The sequence below is a fragment of the Micrococcus luteus genome (assembly GCF_014138885.1).
Classification (GTDB): Bacteria; Actinomycetota; Actinomycetes; order Actinomycetales; family Micrococcaceae; genus Micrococcus; species Micrococcus luteus.
Window position 1 is genome coordinate 1,206,909 of the sequence record NZ_JACJIK010000001.1, and the last position, 14,074, is coordinate 1,220,982.

14 protein-coding genes are annotated in these 14,074 nt (G+C 75.7%); 12 read left to right on the top strand and 2 right to left on the bottom strand.

Features of this window, described 5'->3' with window-relative positions:
• Positions 1 to 14: 14 nt before the first annotated feature.
• Genes HDA34_RS05490 through HDA34_RS05500 form a run of 3 tightly spaced genes read left to right on the top strand, consistent with a single transcriptional unit; the run spans position 15 to position 3,855 of the window.
• A complete protein-coding gene (locus HDA34_RS05490; RefSeq protein WP_134376982.1) occupies positions 15 to 1,061 on the top strand; it encodes a pseudouridine synthase in 1,047 nt (348 codons plus the stop codon).
• Complete coding sequence (locus HDA34_RS05495) at positions 1,058 to 1,663, top strand: DedA family protein (RefSeq protein ID WP_134376983.1); 606 nt, start codon at positions 1,058 to 1,060, stop codon at positions 1,661 to 1,663. Before HDA34_RS05490 ends, HDA34_RS05495 begins: the two co-directional genes overlap by 4 nt.
• Positions 1,664 to 1,665: 2 nt before the next feature.
• The gene (locus tag HDA34_RS05500; RefSeq protein ID WP_134376984.1) at positions 1,666 to 3,855 is read left to right on the top strand and encodes a hypothetical protein; all 2,190 of its coding nucleotides are present in this window, start codon (positions 1,666 to 1,668) and stop codon (positions 3,853 to 3,855) included.
• A 12-nt stretch (positions 3,856 to 3,867) separates the two neighbouring features.
• Here the strand turns inward: HDA34_RS05500 and HDA34_RS05505 are convergent, their stop codons facing one another.
• On the bottom strand, positions 3,868 to 4,191 hold the full coding sequence (locus tag HDA34_RS05505; RefSeq protein ID WP_087114125.1) for a hypothetical protein: 324 nt from the start codon (positions 4,189 to 4,191) through the stop codon (positions 3,868 to 3,870).
• 125 nt (positions 4,192 to 4,316) lie between these two features.
• On the opposite strand from HDA34_RS05505, the gene HDA34_RS05510 reads away from it, so the two are divergent.
• From HDA34_RS05510 to HDA34_RS05545, 8 genes are all read left to right on the top strand, one after another.
• Positions 4,317 to 5,444, top strand: coding sequence for an NADH:flavin oxidoreductase/NADH oxidase (locus HDA34_RS05510; protein WP_036339859.1), 1,128 nt, complete (start codon positions 4,317 to 4,319; stop codon positions 5,442 to 5,444).
• A 56-nt stretch (positions 5,445 to 5,500) separates the two neighbouring features.
• The gene (locus HDA34_RS05515) at positions 5,501 to 6,040 is read left to right on the top strand and encodes an NUDIX hydrolase family protein (RefSeq protein ID WP_036316089.1); all 540 of its coding nucleotides are present in this window, start codon (positions 5,501 to 5,503) and stop codon (positions 6,038 to 6,040) included.
• Between the two features lie 2 nt (positions 6,041 to 6,042).
• On the top strand, positions 6,043 to 6,942 hold the full coding sequence (locus tag HDA34_RS05520) for a DUF6707 family protein (protein ID WP_233437062.1): 900 nt from the start codon (positions 6,043 to 6,045) through the stop codon (positions 6,940 to 6,942).
• Between the two features lie 70 nt (positions 6,943 to 7,012).
• Complete coding sequence (locus HDA34_RS05525; RefSeq protein WP_134376986.1) at positions 7,013 to 7,585, top strand: GNAT family N-acetyltransferase; 573 nt, start codon at positions 7,013 to 7,015, stop codon at positions 7,583 to 7,585.
• 74 nt (positions 7,586 to 7,659) lie between these two features.
• Positions 7,660 to 8,454 carry a glutamine amidotransferase gene (locus tag HDA34_RS05530; RefSeq protein WP_060973800.1) on the top strand — a complete coding sequence of 265 codons (795 nt, stop codon included), beginning with the start codon at positions 7,660 to 7,662 and terminating at the stop codon, positions 8,452 to 8,454.
• Between the two features lie 30 nt (positions 8,455 to 8,484).
• A complete protein-coding gene (locus HDA34_RS05535; RefSeq protein ID WP_060973801.1) occupies positions 8,485 to 9,444 on the top strand; it encodes an ornithine cyclodeaminase family protein in 960 nt (319 codons plus the stop codon).
• A gap of 41 nt (positions 9,445 to 9,485) precedes the next feature.
• Complete coding sequence (gene tgt, locus HDA34_RS05540; RefSeq protein ID WP_134376987.1) at positions 9,486 to 10,829, top strand: tRNA guanosine(34) transglycosylase Tgt; 1,344 nt, start codon at positions 9,486 to 9,488, stop codon at positions 10,827 to 10,829.
• Between the two features lie 258 nt (positions 10,830 to 11,087).
• Positions 11,088 to 12,026: an endonuclease domain-containing protein gene (locus HDA34_RS05545; RefSeq protein WP_134376988.1), complete on the top strand. Its 939-nt coding sequence runs from the start codon at positions 11,088 to 11,090 to the stop codon at positions 12,024 to 12,026.
• A gap of 100 nt (positions 12,027 to 12,126) precedes the next feature.
• Here HDA34_RS05545 and HDA34_RS05550 read toward each other — a convergent pair whose 3' ends face one another.
• A complete protein-coding gene (locus HDA34_RS05550; protein WP_012750721.1) occupies positions 12,127 to 13,341 on the bottom strand; it encodes an acyl-CoA dehydrogenase family protein in 1,215 nt (404 codons plus the stop codon).
• Between the two features lie 126 nt (positions 13,342 to 13,467).
• Here HDA34_RS05550 and HDA34_RS05555 point away from each other — a divergent pair, with 126 nt between their 5' ends.
• A complete protein-coding gene (locus HDA34_RS05555) occupies positions 13,468 to 14,073 on the top strand; it encodes a TetR/AcrR family transcriptional regulator (protein WP_036341145.1) in 606 nt (201 codons plus the stop codon).
• Position 14,074: the final 1 nt, after the last annotated feature.

The window sequence follows — 14,074 nt, forward strand, 5'->3', positions numbered from 1 at the left end:
GGGAGGATGGACCCGTGGCCGTCCCCTCTCCCCTCCCCCCGCGCAACGGCGTCAACGCCACGCGCCTGCGCCTGCCCGCCTCCGGCTGGCCCACCGCGCAGGACTACGTGCTCCACCGGTTCGGTCACGTGGACCCGGACGGCATCCGCGCGCGCTTCGCCCGCGGCGAGGTCGTGGCGGCGGACGGCACCGCACTGACGCCGACGACGCCGCTGGGCGTCCACGAGGACCTCTGGTACTACCGGGACATCCCCGACGAGGCCCCGCTGCCCGTGACGCACACGCTCCTGCACCGCGACGAGCACCTCGTGGTCATCCACAAGCCGCACTTCCTGCCCACCACCCCGGGCGGCCGCTTCGTCCAGGAGACCGCGCTGGTGCGGCTGCGCAACGAGCTCGGCCTCGACGACCTCGTGCCCCTGCACCGGCTCGACCGGGCGACGGCCGGCGTCGTGATGTTCTCCGCGAACCCGGCCACCCGCGGCGCCTACCACCTGCTCTTCGAGCGGCGTGCCGTGGCCAAGACCTACGAGGCCGTGGCGCTCCTGCCGGACGCGCCCGACGACGGCGCCCGCCGCCCCGGCGCCCCGGCCGACCCCGTCCTGGGGCGATTCCCGCTGACCGTGCGCAGCCGGATCCGCAAGGACAAGGGGATCCTGCGCTCCGTGGTGGAGGAGATCCCGCCGGCCGCCTCGGGACGCCGGGCGGGCGCGCCGGTGCGGACCCGGCGGGCGAACCGGCCCCACGCCGGGGCGAACGCGGAGTCCCGGGTGGAGCTGCTGGGCGTCGGCATCTCCGCCGGGACGCTGGCGGGGCGGCGCGTGGGGCACCTGCGGCTCACCCCGCGCACGGGCCGCACCCACCAGCTGCGCATCCACCTGGCCGCCCTGGGCCTGGGCATCGCGTTCGACCCGTTCTACCCGGACCTGCTCGACCTCGCCCCGGACGACGTCACACGGCCCCTGCAGCTGCTCTCCCGGTCGCTGCGCTTCACGGACCCGGTGACGGGCGAGGAGCGGGAGTTCACCTCCTCCGCACAGCTGCAGGAGCGACCGCGGTGACGGGCGGGGACCCGGCCGGCCTGCTGGACGCGCTCGGGGCGTGGTTCCACCCGCTCACCGCGCTGCTCGTGGCCCTGGACGCCCCGATCCCGCCCGTCCCGTCGGAGGTGGTGGTCATCGGCTCGGGGGCGCTCGCGGCCGAGGGCCGGGTCTCCCCCGTGGCCGCGGTGCTGGCGGCGTGGCTGGGCTGCTGGGCCGGGGACGTCGGCCTCTACGCGCTGTTCCGCCACGGCCTCGCCGACCGCCTGGACCGCTGGGCGTGGTGGCGTCGGATCCACCGGGGGATCCGGACCCTGCTGGTGCGGGTGGGCCCGGCGGGCAGCCTGGCGGGGCTGTCCGTGCTGCGGTTCGTCTCGGGCGGACGGACGGCGTCGATGGCGGCGGCGGGGATCGGCGGGATCCGCTGGCCCGTGTTCCTGTGGCTGTCCGGGGCGGGCTCGCTCGCGTGGTCCTCGTCCATGGTGGGGCTCGGCTGGATCACCGGCCGGGCCACCGGCCTGCCGTGGTGGGCGTCCGCGGTGGTCGGCATGGTGTTCGGTACCCTTGCAGGGTTGATGATCGCGGGGATCGTGGCCCACCGTCGCCGGGGCCGGAAGGGGTGAGCATGCAGGACGCGTCCTCCGAGTCCCGCGCCGCCCTCGAGCGCCTCCGGGGCGCCTCGGCGCCCCGTCCCGACGACGACGCGACGCGTGCTCCCGCCGCGCGCCCTCGCCGCGCCCTGGCCGCGCCCGGGGAGATCTCCCGCCGCGATCTGCGCCGTCACGAGCGCGCCCTGCGCTCGGGCCGACCCGAGACCGCCGCCGAGCGCCGCGTGCGCGAGGACCGCCGCGCGGACGTGCACCGCGCCATGGACCGTCTGCGCACCCCGGGCGCTCCCGCCCAGCAGCGTCCACGCCGCGACCTCAGCGAGATCCTGGACCGCCTCGGCAGCCCGGACCTCGCCCGTTTCACCGACCCGCTCGTCGGCACGGTCGAGCGCATCCTCCCCGCCCCGGGCCGGGACCCGGAGAAGGCCGCGGAGGCCGCACGCCGCCGCACTGCGGCCGAGGAGCGCCGGCGGGCCCGCCTGCGAGCCGGCCGGGAGCGCGCCGCCGAGGCCGCCCGTCGCCGCCGCGAGGAGGAGAAGCAGCGCCGTCGGCGTGAAGCCGAGCGGCGCCGTCGGGTGGCGGCCGAGGAGAAGGCCCGTGCCGCCGCCGAGGCGGAGGCCCGCCGCCGGGAGCGGGAGGAACGGCGCCGCCGGGAGGCGGAGGTCGCCGCCGAGCGCGCCCGCGTGCAGGCGGAGCGGCGGGCCCGCGAGGAGGCCGCGCTCGCCGAGCGGGAGCGGCTGCGGCTCGAGGCGGAGGCGGAGGCGGAGCGCCGTCGGCAGGCGGCCGAGGCCGAACGCCGTCGCCTCGAGGCCGAACGCGTCGAGGCCGAGCGGCGCCGTCGGGCCGAGGAGGCCGAGCGGCGCCGTCGCGAGGCGGAGGAGGCCGCCCGCCTCGAGGCCGAGCGACGTCGTCGCCAGGCCGCACGCGTCCGCGCCCACACCGTGCTGCACGCCGAACGCGCCCTCGCCCAGGCCCGGCTCCTCGAGGACCGAGCCCGGGAGGCCGAGCGCCGCGCGGCGGAGGACGCCGCCCGCCGCCGCCGCGAGCACGAGGAGCGGGAGTCCCGCGCGCTGGCCCGGGCCGCGCGCGAGCTCGAGGGCCCCGAGGTCTTCCCGGCCGCCGCCGACCGGCCGCTGCTGTCCGACCCGGAGGAGCGGCTCACCGATGAGGAGCTCTTCGCCCGGGCCCGAGTGGCCCTGCCCGAGTGGCGGCGCCGGCAGCGGCTGTCCACGAAGGCGCAGGCCGTCCGGACCGAGGCCATCGCCCACTCCTCGGCGGGGCCGGTCACGGGCGCCCTGCCCCTGATCCCCGGCTACACCCCCGCCCCGCCCGAGGAGCCGGCCGGCTCACCGACCGCTGCGGACCGACGCGGCCAGGCGCTGCTGACCGTCGTGTGGGCGCTGTTCGTGCTCTCCGGTGCGTGGGGCCTCGGTCTGGCCGGGCGCGTCCCGGGGCTCGGCGCCCTCGATGCCGGCGCGTACCCGCTCACCGCCGACGGCCGACACGGCCCCGGCGCGAGCGTGTTCGGGCTGTCCCCGCTGCACCCGGCGATCTGGCCGGTGCTGTGGCTGCTGACCGGGATGTACGTGCTCCGGCAGTGGGGGCGGGGCCAGGGCGCGTCGCCGCGGCACCGCCGCATCCGGGGCGCGGTCGCGGGGACCCTGCTGGCGCTGGCGCTGTGGTTCCCCCTGGCCGTCCTGGCCCCCGGGGGCCTCGACGTCGTCCCGTGGCTGCTCGCCCTGGTCCTCATGCTCGGCGTGGTCCGGCGGCTCGGCGCACGCCCGGCGGCCCGCCGCGTCGCACGGGTGGCCGAGGACGGCGCGCTCGGCGTGCTGCTGGGCACCCTCCTCGCCGGCGCACCCACCGCGGTGGGCGCCGCCCTCCACGCCTGGGGTGTGCACGTCGACTGGTTCCCGACCGAGCTGCTCGCCCTGCTGGTGCTGGTGGCCCTGCTGCTGGCGGCCCTGCGCCTGGTGCTCGGTGGGCGCGGCCGCCTGGGTGTGGCCCTGGGCATGGCCTGGACCCTGCTCTGCCTCGCCCTGCCCCGCCTGCTGCCCAGCCCGCTCGGGGCGCAGCAGAGCGTGTGGGTGGGTCTCGCGGCCGCCTTCGGGGCGCTGCTGCTGATCACCGCCGCGGCCGTGCGCCGCTCCTGGGCCCGCCAGATCGAGCGCGACGCCGCCCGCCGGCCGCACCCGGCCGGCGCCTGAGCCCGGCCCCGTTCAGCGCCCGAGCCCAGCGGGCACCGGGACCCACCGGCCGCCGTCGCGCCGGAGCACGTCCAGCCGGCCCGTCACGGCGACGCCGGACACCGCCTCCGCCATCCGCCGCGCCACCTCGGCGGCCTCGGCGTCCTCGCCGGCCCGGTGCGAGCCGGGCACCGCGAAGCGCAGCACGATCCGCGGGACGCGCGCGACGACCTCGATGTCCTTGGCCGCGAGCACGTGCGTGGCCTGGACGGCCGCCTCGGCCAGGTCCATGACCTCTTCGGGTCGGTGGCCGGGCAGGAGGTCGCCGATCTGCAGGCGGGCACGGTAGGAGGGCATGGGCCCAGGGTAGGGGCGGACGCAGCAGCGGTGACGACTTCTCTCGTCGCGCGGGCCGGCCCGCCCTTCCGCCCGCGGCGGACGCGTGCCCTCCCGTGTCCGGACCCGCTCGTAGGGTGGGGTGCATGACTCAGACCGCCACCCCGCAGACCGACGCCCCCGCCGTGCCCGCGATCTTCGAACCGATCGAGATCAACGGCGTGCGCGTGCGCAACCGCCTGATCCTGCCGCCGATGTGCCAGTACTCGTGCGAGGCGCGCGACGGCGTCCCCCACGGCTGGCACTTCCAGCACCTGGGCGCCCGCGCGGCCGGCGGCTTCGGGATCGTGGTGGCCGAGGCCACCGCCGTCACCCCCGAGGGACGCATCTCCGCGTGGGACACCGGCCTGTGGAACGACGAGCAGCGGGACGCGTGGGCGCCGATCGCCGAGTTCATCGCCTCCCAGGGCGCCCTGCCCGCCATCCAGCTCGGTCACGCCGGCGCCAAGGCCTCGACCGTCCCCATGCACCCGGGCGCGCCCGCCGGGCAGCCGATCCTCGAGGGCCCCGACTCCTGGGAGACCCTCTCCCCCTCCGGCGTGGCCACCAACTCCATGGAGATCCGCACCCACGCGATGCGGGTGGACGAGATCCGGGAGACCGTCCAGGCCTTCGCCGACGCCGCCGAGCGCGCCGACCGTGCCGGCTTCGGCGCCGTGCAGCTGCACGCCGCCCACGGCTACCTCATCCACCAGTTCCTCTCGCCGCTGACCAACACCCGGACCGACGAGTACGGCGGGGACTTCGAGGGCCGCACCCGCTTCCTCAAGGAGGTCGTGGCGGCCGTGCGCGAGGTGTGGCCCGCGGACAAGGTCCTCGGCATCCGCATCTCCGGCTCGGACTGGGTCGAGGGCGGCTGGAGCATCGAGGAGACCGTCCGCCTGGCGCAGGAGCTGCAGGGACAGGTGCACTGGTTCGACCTGTCCTCCGCGGGCATCGGGGACACCTACGAGGGCCCTCAGGGCCCGGGCTATCAGGTGCCGCTGGCCACCGCCGTGAAGGAGGGCACCGAGGGGATCGTGGTGTCCGCCGTCGGCTCGCTGACCGGCGCCGAGGAGGTCGCGGCCGTGGTGGACGAGGACCGCGCCGACGCCGTCTGTGTGGGTCGCGCCGCCCTGGCGAACCCGAACTGGCCGACCGCGGCCGCCCTCGCCCTCGACGTCCCCTCGGAGCAGGTGCCGATGGCCCGGCAGTACTTCCGCGCCAAGTGGTGAGCGGAACACGCGGGACCCGGTGTGCCCCCGGCGCGGAACTCCGGTAGAACAGAACCATGAGCGTGCGCACCCCCGACCCGAATCCGGGCTGGCTGTCCGACGAGGACCTCTACGAGGCCCGGCGTCGGCTGCCCATGGTGTATGTGGAGGCCATCCCGGTGCGGCTGGACTCCCTCGGCTACGTCACCGAGATCGGCCTGCTCTACGTGGCGGACGAGACCGGCACGTTCCAGCGGACGTTCGTCTCCGGCCGCGTCCAGTACCGGGAGACCATCCGTGCCGCGCTGATGCGCCACCTGGAGAAGGACCTCGGCCCGCTCGCCTTCCCGCAGCTGCCGCCGTCGGTGGTCCCCTGCACCGTCGCCGAGTACTTCCCGGCGCCGTCCGAGACCGGGCTGACGGACGACCGCCAACACGCCGTGGCCCTGGTCTACGTGGTGCCGGTGACGGGTGAGTGTCAGCCGCGCCAGAACGCGCTGGAGCTGACCTGGCTCACCCCCGAGGAGGCCCTCGGCGAGGACATCCAGGCCGAGTTCATCGGTGGCCGCGGGGACCTGGTGCGCCAGGCCCTCGCCCACGTGGGATGGGGGCGCTGAGCATGGCACCCGTCGTCGGCGGCTACCTCCGCCATCTGAAGTCCCAGGACGTGCAGCCCGGGGACAGCTTCCTGACCCGCCGCGGCGAGCCCGCCCCGCCGGTGGCCTCGACCCGGGTGATGCGGGACGACTTCGGCACCCCCGCGCTCGTGATCGCCACCCTCGAGGGCGGCCGGGAGGTCAAGATCGCCCACGGCTCCGTGATCCGGGTCCGCACGGACCGCCCGGAGGAGCGCAGGGCCGTCCCGGACACCACCTTCTCCCCCGTGGACGCGGGGTCCCCCGAGGAGCGGATCGTCGCCGTCGGCAAGCGCCACCTCGAGGACACCGAGCTGACCGCCACCGCGGCCCGGCTCTCGCACGGGTTGAACCTGCGCTCCGGCTCCCAGCTGGAGGACGTGTTCGGCATGGCCGAGCGGCTCTACCTGCTGCACGAGGACACCGAGGGCACGCTCGCCACCCTGGGCCTGCTGACGAACCTGCCGTGGGACGGGGCCGTGGGGCGGTGGAAGTCCATCCAGGCCGCGCTGTCCCTGGCGTCGCTGATCCTGCGCGAGGAGGGCGAGCACATCGCCGCCGCCAACCTCGGGCGACGCCTGCTCGAGGCGGACGAGGTCCCCTCCGAGCCGGGCCGGGCGGCCCGTGTGCTCGAGGTGCGCCAGCGCCAGCTCAACGAGCCGCCGCTCTACGACCGGGAGATCTCCCGCGCCCTGCAGGCCCGCGACGCCGAGGCCGAATATCAGTGGCGCCGCGCCCGGTTCGACCAGCTGCTGTACCTGCGTGCCCGCGGCGGGTCTGAGACGCTCACGGACGCCGACCTGGATTCCCGGATCGCCCGCGAGCTGGGCACGCTGCGCACCCTCGCCAACGAACTCGAGGCGAAGGCCGCCACGCGCCGGTGACACGCCTGCCGGGGTCCGGTTCGTGTGGCGCACCTCACTGTGGAGCCCCTGTCGGGGCTATGCTCCCGGCATGACCGGCTCCGCACCCGCCCAGCTCCGCCCCCTGCGCTCCACGGACGCGCCCGCCGTCCTGACGGCCTTCCACGCGGGCACCGTCGGCATGGCCGATCCCGCGGAGGTCACCGATGAGGCCTCTGCCCGCGCCTACGTCGACGGACTGGTCCAGGCGGAGGGGACGGACGCCGTCGCCGTGGTGGAGCGCGGGACGGACACGCTGATCGGCCTGGTCGCCGTCGTGCGCGACGAGGCGCACGGCACCGGCGCGCTCACCGCCTGGCTGCATCAGGGCTGGCGCGGGGACGCGATCATGTCGCGCGCGGCGACCACCGTGGCGGACGCCGAACTGGCCGAGGGCGGCCTCGAGCGGATCGAGCTGGCCCACCGGGCGGACAGCCCGACGGCGGGGGCCGTCGCCCGGGCCGCCGGGCTCCGTCACGAAGGCACGCAGCGCGGCCGCCTCCGCGCGGGCGGGCGACGGCTCGACGTGCACCGCTACGGCCGGCTGGCCACGGACCCGCTGCCCGAGGAACGCGTCCGCCCCCTGCCGTGGGCCTCCGACGCCCGCCCCTGGGCCGACCGCTGACCGCGGCCCGCCCCCGACGACGCCCCACGACGCCGCCACGCCCTCCCGGCCCGATGCCCCGCTAGTCTGCCGAGATGACCACCCCGACCGACGCCGTCCCGAGCCCGCATCCGCGGCCGTTCCTCCTCGTCCAGACGCGCCCCGAAGACGACGCCGCGGCTGCCGAGGTCGAGGCCGTCCAGCGACTGGGCGGCTATTCGGAGGGCCGGCTGCGGGTGCTGCCCCTCGACCGCGTCGTGCAGCGCCCGGACGTGGCCACGCACGGCCTGGACTGGGAGGCGGAGCTCGCGGACGTTGTCGCCGTGATCCTGCCCGGCAGCCCGTTCACGGGCACCGATCCCGAGGAGACCAAGTCCCCCGTGCAGCGCGCCGTGGAGGCGGAGCTGGGCCGGATGCTCGACGTCGTCCGGCGCCGCGACCTGCCGTTCCTCGGCTGCTGCTACGGCGTCGGCACGCTGGGCCGACATGCCGGCGGCGTCGTGGACAACGCGTACGGTGAATCGGCCGCGCCCGTCGAGGTCACGCTCACCGACGAGGGTGCCGCGGATCCGTTGCTGGCCGGGGTGCCGCGCACGTTCGCGGCGTACGTCGGCCACAAGGAGGCGATGAGCGCACTGCCGCCCGGCGCGGTCCTGCTCGCCGCGGGCGCCGACTGCCCCGTGCAGATGTTCCGGCTCGGCACCCGCCAGTACGCCACCCAGTTCCACCCCGAGCTGGACCAGGCGGGGATCCTCGAGCGCCTCGAGATCTACCGCGACCACGGGTACTTCGCCCCGGGCGAGTACGAGCCCACGGTGGCGGGGCTGGCCGCCGTCGACCCCGAGCACCCCCGCCGGATCCTGGCGAACTTCCGCACGCTGTTCGGCTGAGCCGCCCGGCCCACCCCGTAGCGTGGCCGCATGGACACGCACCTCGCCACCGCTTCCCTGCCCTGGATCGACGGCCCCGCCGTGCGCGCCGCCCTGAGCCCGCGCGCCGCCGTCGACGCGCTGGAGGCGGCCCTCGCCGCCGGCCTGGACCCGGAGGCCGACGCCCCCCGCACCCGCGTGGCCACCGCCGCCGGGCAGCTGCTGCAGATGCCCTCGACGCGCGGGGCCGAGGTCGGCACCAAGCTGCTCACCCTCACGCCGGACAACCCCGAGCGCGGACTGCCGGTCATCCAGGGCGTCTACGTGCTGTTCGGCGCCCCGGGCACCCCCGGCCAGGCACCGCGGGCCGTGCTGGACGGCGTCGAGCTGACGGGCCTGCGCACCTCCGCGGTGTCCGCGCTCGGGGTGCGGCTGCTCGCGGACGCCTCGCCCCGGCACCTGGTCGTGTTCGGCACGGGCGTGCAGGCGTGGGAGCACGCGCTCACCTTCCAGGACGTGTTCGGGCTGGAGTGGGTGTCCGTGGTGGGCCGCGACGCCGGCCGGGCCGCCGCCCTGGCCGCGCGCATCGAAGCGGAGCTGGGCGTGACCGCGAGCGCCGCGGGCCCGGAGGCCGTGGCGGAGGCGGACGTCGTGGTGACGTGCACGGCCGCGACGGCCCCGCTGTTCGACGGGACGCTCGTGCCGGAGCACGCGACGGTCGTGGCGATGGGCTCGCACACCACGGACGCCCGCGAGACCGACGACGCCCTGGCCCGCCGCGCGACCGTGGCGGTGGAGTCGCGGGACTCGGCCGCCCGCGAGGCCGGGGACGTGACCCTCGCGATCGACTCCGGTGCGCTGGCCGGGATCGAGGACACGGTGACGCTGGCCGAGCTCGTGGCCGGGACCGCGCGTCGTCGGGAGGGCGCGCCCGCCCTGTTCGTCACCACCGGCATGCCCTGGCAGGACCTGGTGGTGGCGAGCGCAGTGGCGCGGGAGGTGCTGGGCTGAGCCGGGGCGGCCTGCGGTGCCTGCGCACTACCCTGGGTCCCATGCCTGAGACCCCCGCCGCCCCGACGCCGCAGCCCGCCTCCGGTGCCCCCGCGCATCCCTCGCAGTTCGGCTTCGAGGTGACGCACCGGCTGGAGACCGGCGGTGCGGACGGCGCCCCGCTCGGGCGCACCGGAGTGATCACCACCCCGCACGGGCGGATCCAGACGCCGGCGTTCATCCCCGTCGCGACGCAGGCCTCGGTGAAGGCCGTGCTGCCCGAGTCCATGGCGGAGCTCGGCGCGCAGGCCCTCCTGGCCAACGCCTACCACCTGTACCTGCAGCCCGGGGACGACCTCCTCGACGAGGCCGGCGGCCTCGGCGCGTTCATGAACTGGCCCGGCCCCACCTTCACGGACTCCGGCGGCTTCCAGGTGATGTCCCTGGGCTCGGGATTCAAGAAGGTCATCGACATGAAGGGCCCCGGCGCGCCCGAGGGGCAGGGCGCCGACGACGCCGTCGCCCCCGGCAAGGAGCGCCTGGCCAACGTCGACGACGACGGCGTCTGGTTCAAGTCCCACCTGACCGGGGACCGACACCGGTTCACCCCCGAGGTGTCCGTGGGCATCCAGCACAACCTCGGCGCGGACATCATGTTCGCCTTCGACGAGCTGACCACCCTGCACAACTCCCGCGGCTACCAGGAGGAGGCGCTCGAGCGCACCCGCCGCTGGGCCCAGCGCTGCCTCGACGAGCACGCCCGCCTCACCGGGGTCCGCGCGGCGCGGCCGTACCAGGCGCTGTTCGGCGTGATCCAGGGGGCCCAGTACGAGGACCTGCGCCGCAAGGCCTGCCGCGACCTCGCAGCGATGCGGGCAGAGTTCCCGGCCGCGGGGGAGCTCGACGGCGTGACCTCCGGCTTCGACGGCTACGGCGTCGGCGGGGCCCTGGAGAAGGAGAACCTCGGGACCATCGTGGGCTGGTGCGCGCAGGAGCTGCCCGAGGACAAGCCGCGCCATCTGCTGGGCATCTCCGAACCCGATGACCTGTTCACCGCCGTCGAGAACGGCGCCGACACCTTCGACTGCGTCTCCCCCACCCGTGTGGCCCGCACCGGCGCGTTCTACACCCGCGACGGGCGCTACAACCTGCCCGGGGCGAAGTACCGCCGCGACTTCGGGCCGCTGGACCCCGAGTGCGACTGCTACACGTGCGCCCACTACTCGCGCGCGTACCTGCGGCACCTGTTCAAGGCGAAGGAGATGGTGGCGCACACGCTCCTCTCCATCCACAACGAGCGGTTCACGGTCTCGCTCGTGGACCGGATCCGCGCGGCCATGCAGGACGGGACGTTCGCGGAGCTCAAGGCTGAGACCCTCGGCCGGTACTACGCCCCGAAGGGCTGAGGGGTGCTGGGTCCGCCGGCACGCTGCGGGGGGGGGGGGGGGGGGAGCCAGCACGCTGCGACGGGCGCGAGCCAGACGTTTCTGCTGTTCTGAGGGGGCTGTCACGACCGATTCGTCTGGCTCAGCGCCGCTCGGACGCGTAGAAGACGTGAGCCAGACGATTCAGTGGCTCCTGCACAGGGCCGCCGGCCCGGCTCGCCCTCCACGGCCCTCCCGCTCGCCATCCGGGGTCCACCGCCGGAAGGGGAGGCTGGCGGCATGGTCGCCCCTCCTCCGCACGACGACGCCCTCGGCCCCGTCTTCCCGGTCGCCGCGGGGCTGCAGGCCGGTCTGACGGCCTCGCAGCTGCGCGGCCCCCGGTTCGACGCCCCGCACCACGGGCTGCGGCACCTCGCCGGGGGTCAGCCCTCACTGGCCGACGTCGTCCGCGCCCTCCAGCGGACGAACCCCGGCACCGCGGCCACCCACGCCACCGCCGCTCGCCTCTGGGGGATGTGGCTGCCGCGGCAGTGGGAGCGCGGCCCCATCCATCTGGGGCGCACGCGGGCCGAGGGCGGGGCGCCGCGCCGCAGCGGCGTCGTCGGGCATGAGCTGCACCCGCAGGACCCCGTGCTGGTGCGCTCGGGGGTGCGGATCACGACGCCGGCCGCCACCTGGGCGGCGCTGGCGCAGCTGGGTCTGCCGTTGGCCGACGTCGTCGCCGCCGGGGACAGCCTGCTGCAACGGGCGGACGGCCCGGCCGGCCGGCGTCGCCCCGGCGAGCATCCGCGGTGCACCGTGCGTGATCTGGAGGCGGAGGTGCTGCGGGTGCGCGGGAGGCGAGGGACGCGGACCCTGCGAGCGGCCCTGCCGCTGCTCAGGGACGGCGCGGATTCGAGGGCCGAGACGCTCCTCCGACTGGCGCTGGCCGACGCGGGTGTGCCGGAGCCGGAGGTGAATCCGCTGCTGATGCTGAGCGACGGGTCCACCGTCCGGCCAGACCTGGTGTGGCGGGAGGCCCGTGTCTGCGTGCAGTACGAGGGCGATCATCACCGGACGGACCCGCAGCAGTGGCGCCGTGACATCGAGCGCGACCGCCGGATGCAGGCCGAGGGGTGGATCGTGCTGCGCGTGACCGCCAGCGTCGTCACCCAGCGGGGCCTCGACGCCCTGCTGCGCGACCTCGCCGCCCACCTGCGGCTCCCTCTGCCTGCGTGAGCCAGATGAATCGGCCGCCGAGCCAGACGAATCGGCGGCAGGGGGGCGTGCGTACCAGCAGAAATCTCTGGCTCACGCCGCCGCCCCCGCTCGCGTCATCTCACACGAACGCGCCGACCCCCGTGATCTCGCGGCCGATGATCAGCCCCTGCACGGTCTCGGTGCCCTCGTAGGTGTGGATCGCCTCGATGTCCGCGAAGTGGCGGGCCACCTCGTTCTGGATGAGGATGCCGTTGCCACCGAGCAGGTCGCGCGCGTTCGCGGCGATGGACCGCGCGGCGCGCGTCGCCGAGTACTTGGCCAGGGACGCCATCGGCCCGGTGAGCCGCCCCTCGTCCTCGAGCCGGGTCGCACGCAGCACGAGCAGCTGCACCTGGGTGAGCTGGGAGAGCATCTCGGCCAGGCGGGTCTGCACGCTCTGGGCGGCCGCCAGCGGCCGGCCGAACTGGACGCGCTGCCCCGCGTAGTGCACCGCCGCCTCGTAGCAGCCCACGGCCTTCCCGAGGGCGGACCACGCGACGCCCACGCGCGTGGCGAAGAGGACGCGGGAGGTGTCCTTGAAGGAGCGGGCCTCGGGCAGGACGTCGGCGTCGGGCACGAAGACGCCGTCGAGGGTGATGTGGGCCTGGTCGATGGCCCGCAGCGCGACCTTGCCCTTGATGACCTCGGCCGTGTAGCCCTCGGACTCCTGGCGCACGATGAACCCGCGGACCTTCTCGTCCTCGGCGCTGCGCGCCCACACCACGGTCACCCCGCCGGCGGCCCCGTTGCCGATCCACTTCTTGTGCCCGTGCAGCCGCCAGCCGCCGTCGACGCGCTCGGCGCGGGTCTCCAGCGAGACCGAGTCGGAGCCGTGGGTCGGCTCCGTGAGCGCGAAGGCGCCGTAGAGCTCGCCGCGCGCCATGGCCGGCAGGTGCTCGGCACGCTGCTCCTCGCTGCCGCACAGCTGGATCGAGCGCATGGCCAGACCGCCCTGCACGCCCGTCATCGTGGCGATCGAGCCGTCCAGGCGCGAGAGCTCCATCATGGCCAGGCCCGCTGCAACGCGGGAGACGTCGGGCAGCCCGTCCACGGGCACGCCGTCGCGCAGCAGGTCGGCCTGCCCCAGGCGGGCCACGAGGTCCAGCGGGTACTCGTGGCGGTCCCACGCCTCCCGGATCCGGGGCAGCACGTCCGGCTCGAGCGCGAAGGCGCGGGCCCGACGCCACACGTCCTTCTCGGCGTCGGAGACGTCCGCGAGCGCCAGGTAGAAGTCGGTGTCCAGCGGCGTGGCGACGTCGTATTCGGGCTCGACGGTGGGCAGGGTCTCGGTCATGGTGGCCTCCCGGGCGGGGTCGGAGAGATGGGTGTGTCCGTCATCACCCTACACCGACTGACACGCCATCTCACAGAAACAGACGCAGTCTCACCCCCTCTCCTCGCCCGTGGCACCATGGCCCGCATGACGACGCCCGCCGAGGACACCCTCACCGCCCTGATCCACCTGCTGGACCGCGAGGGCTACGACGCCGTCACGGCCGACCAGCTCGCCCGCCAGGCCGGCATGAGCCGGGCCAGCTTCTTCCGCCACCTCGGCGGGAAGGAGGAGGTGGTCTTCGCCGACCATGCGGCGCTGCTCGCCCGCCTGGACGACTTCCTGCGCGGCACCTCCCTCGGCGTGCGGGAGGCCCTCGAGGAGGCGGTCCTCCAGGTCTTCCGGCATCACACCGCCGATCCGGACCGGGCCCGGGCGCGCTCCCGCCTGCTGCGCGGCTCCCAGGCGCTGCGCACGCGCGAGCTGCTCACCTCGCACCGCTACACGGAGCTGTTCTCCGGCTGGCTCGCCACGGCCCTGCCGGACACGCCCGCGCGCGGCGGGGTCGCCGTCGGGCTGGCGGCGGCCGTGGTGGCCGTCCACAACCGCGCCCTGCGGGCGTGGCTCCACGCCCCGGCCGACGACGCCGAGGCCGGCCTGCGCGCGGACCTCGCGGAGGTCATCGCGCGGCTCACGGCCGAGCCGGCCGAGGCCGAACGAACGCTCGCCGCCGTGCGCCGACTCGTGGGCTGAC

What these genes read in the sequence shown, in the direction of transcription:
- HDA34_RS05500 (WP_134376984.1), top strand. Translation starts at nt 1,666, where the DNA reads ATGCAGGACGCGTCCTCCGAGTCCCGCGCCGCCCTCGAGCGCCTCCGG.
- HDA34_RS05505 (WP_087114125.1), bottom strand. Translation starts at nt 4,191, where the DNA reads ATGCCCTCCTACCGTGCCCGCCTGCAGATCGGCGACCTCCTGCCCGGC.
- HDA34_RS05510 (WP_036339859.1), top strand. Translation starts at nt 4,317, where the DNA reads ATGACTCAGACCGCCACCCCGCAGACCGACGCCCCCGCCGTGCCCGCG.
- HDA34_RS05515 (WP_036316089.1), top strand. Translation starts at nt 5,501, where the DNA reads ATGAGCGTGCGCACCCCCGACCCGAATCCGGGCTGGCTGTCCGACGAG.
- HDA34_RS05520 (WP_233437062.1), top strand. Translation starts at nt 6,043, where the DNA reads ATGGCACCCGTCGTCGGCGGCTACCTCCGCCATCTGAAGTCCCAGGAC.
- HDA34_RS05525 (WP_134376986.1), top strand. Translation starts at nt 7,013, where the DNA reads ATGACCGGCTCCGCACCCGCCCAGCTCCGCCCCCTGCGCTCCACGGAC.
- HDA34_RS05530 (WP_060973800.1), top strand. Translation starts at nt 7,660, where the DNA reads ATGACCACCCCGACCGACGCCGTCCCGAGCCCGCATCCGCGGCCGTTC.
- HDA34_RS05535 (WP_060973801.1), top strand. Translation starts at nt 8,485, where the DNA reads ATGGACACGCACCTCGCCACCGCTTCCCTGCCCTGGATCGACGGCCCC.
- tgt (WP_134376987.1), top strand. Translation starts at nt 9,486, where the DNA reads ATGCCTGAGACCCCCGCCGCCCCGACGCCGCAGCCCGCCTCCGGTGCC.
- HDA34_RS05545 (WP_134376988.1), top strand. Translation starts at nt 11,088, where the DNA reads ATGGTCGCCCCTCCTCCGCACGACGACGCCCTCGGCCCCGTCTTCCCG.
- HDA34_RS05550 (WP_012750721.1), bottom strand. Translation starts at nt 13,341, where the DNA reads ATGACCGAGACCCTGCCCACCGTCGAGCCCGAATACGACGTCGCCACG.
- HDA34_RS05555 (WP_036341145.1), top strand. Translation starts at nt 13,468, where the DNA reads ATGACGACGCCCGCCGAGGACACCCTCACCGCCCTGATCCACCTGCTG.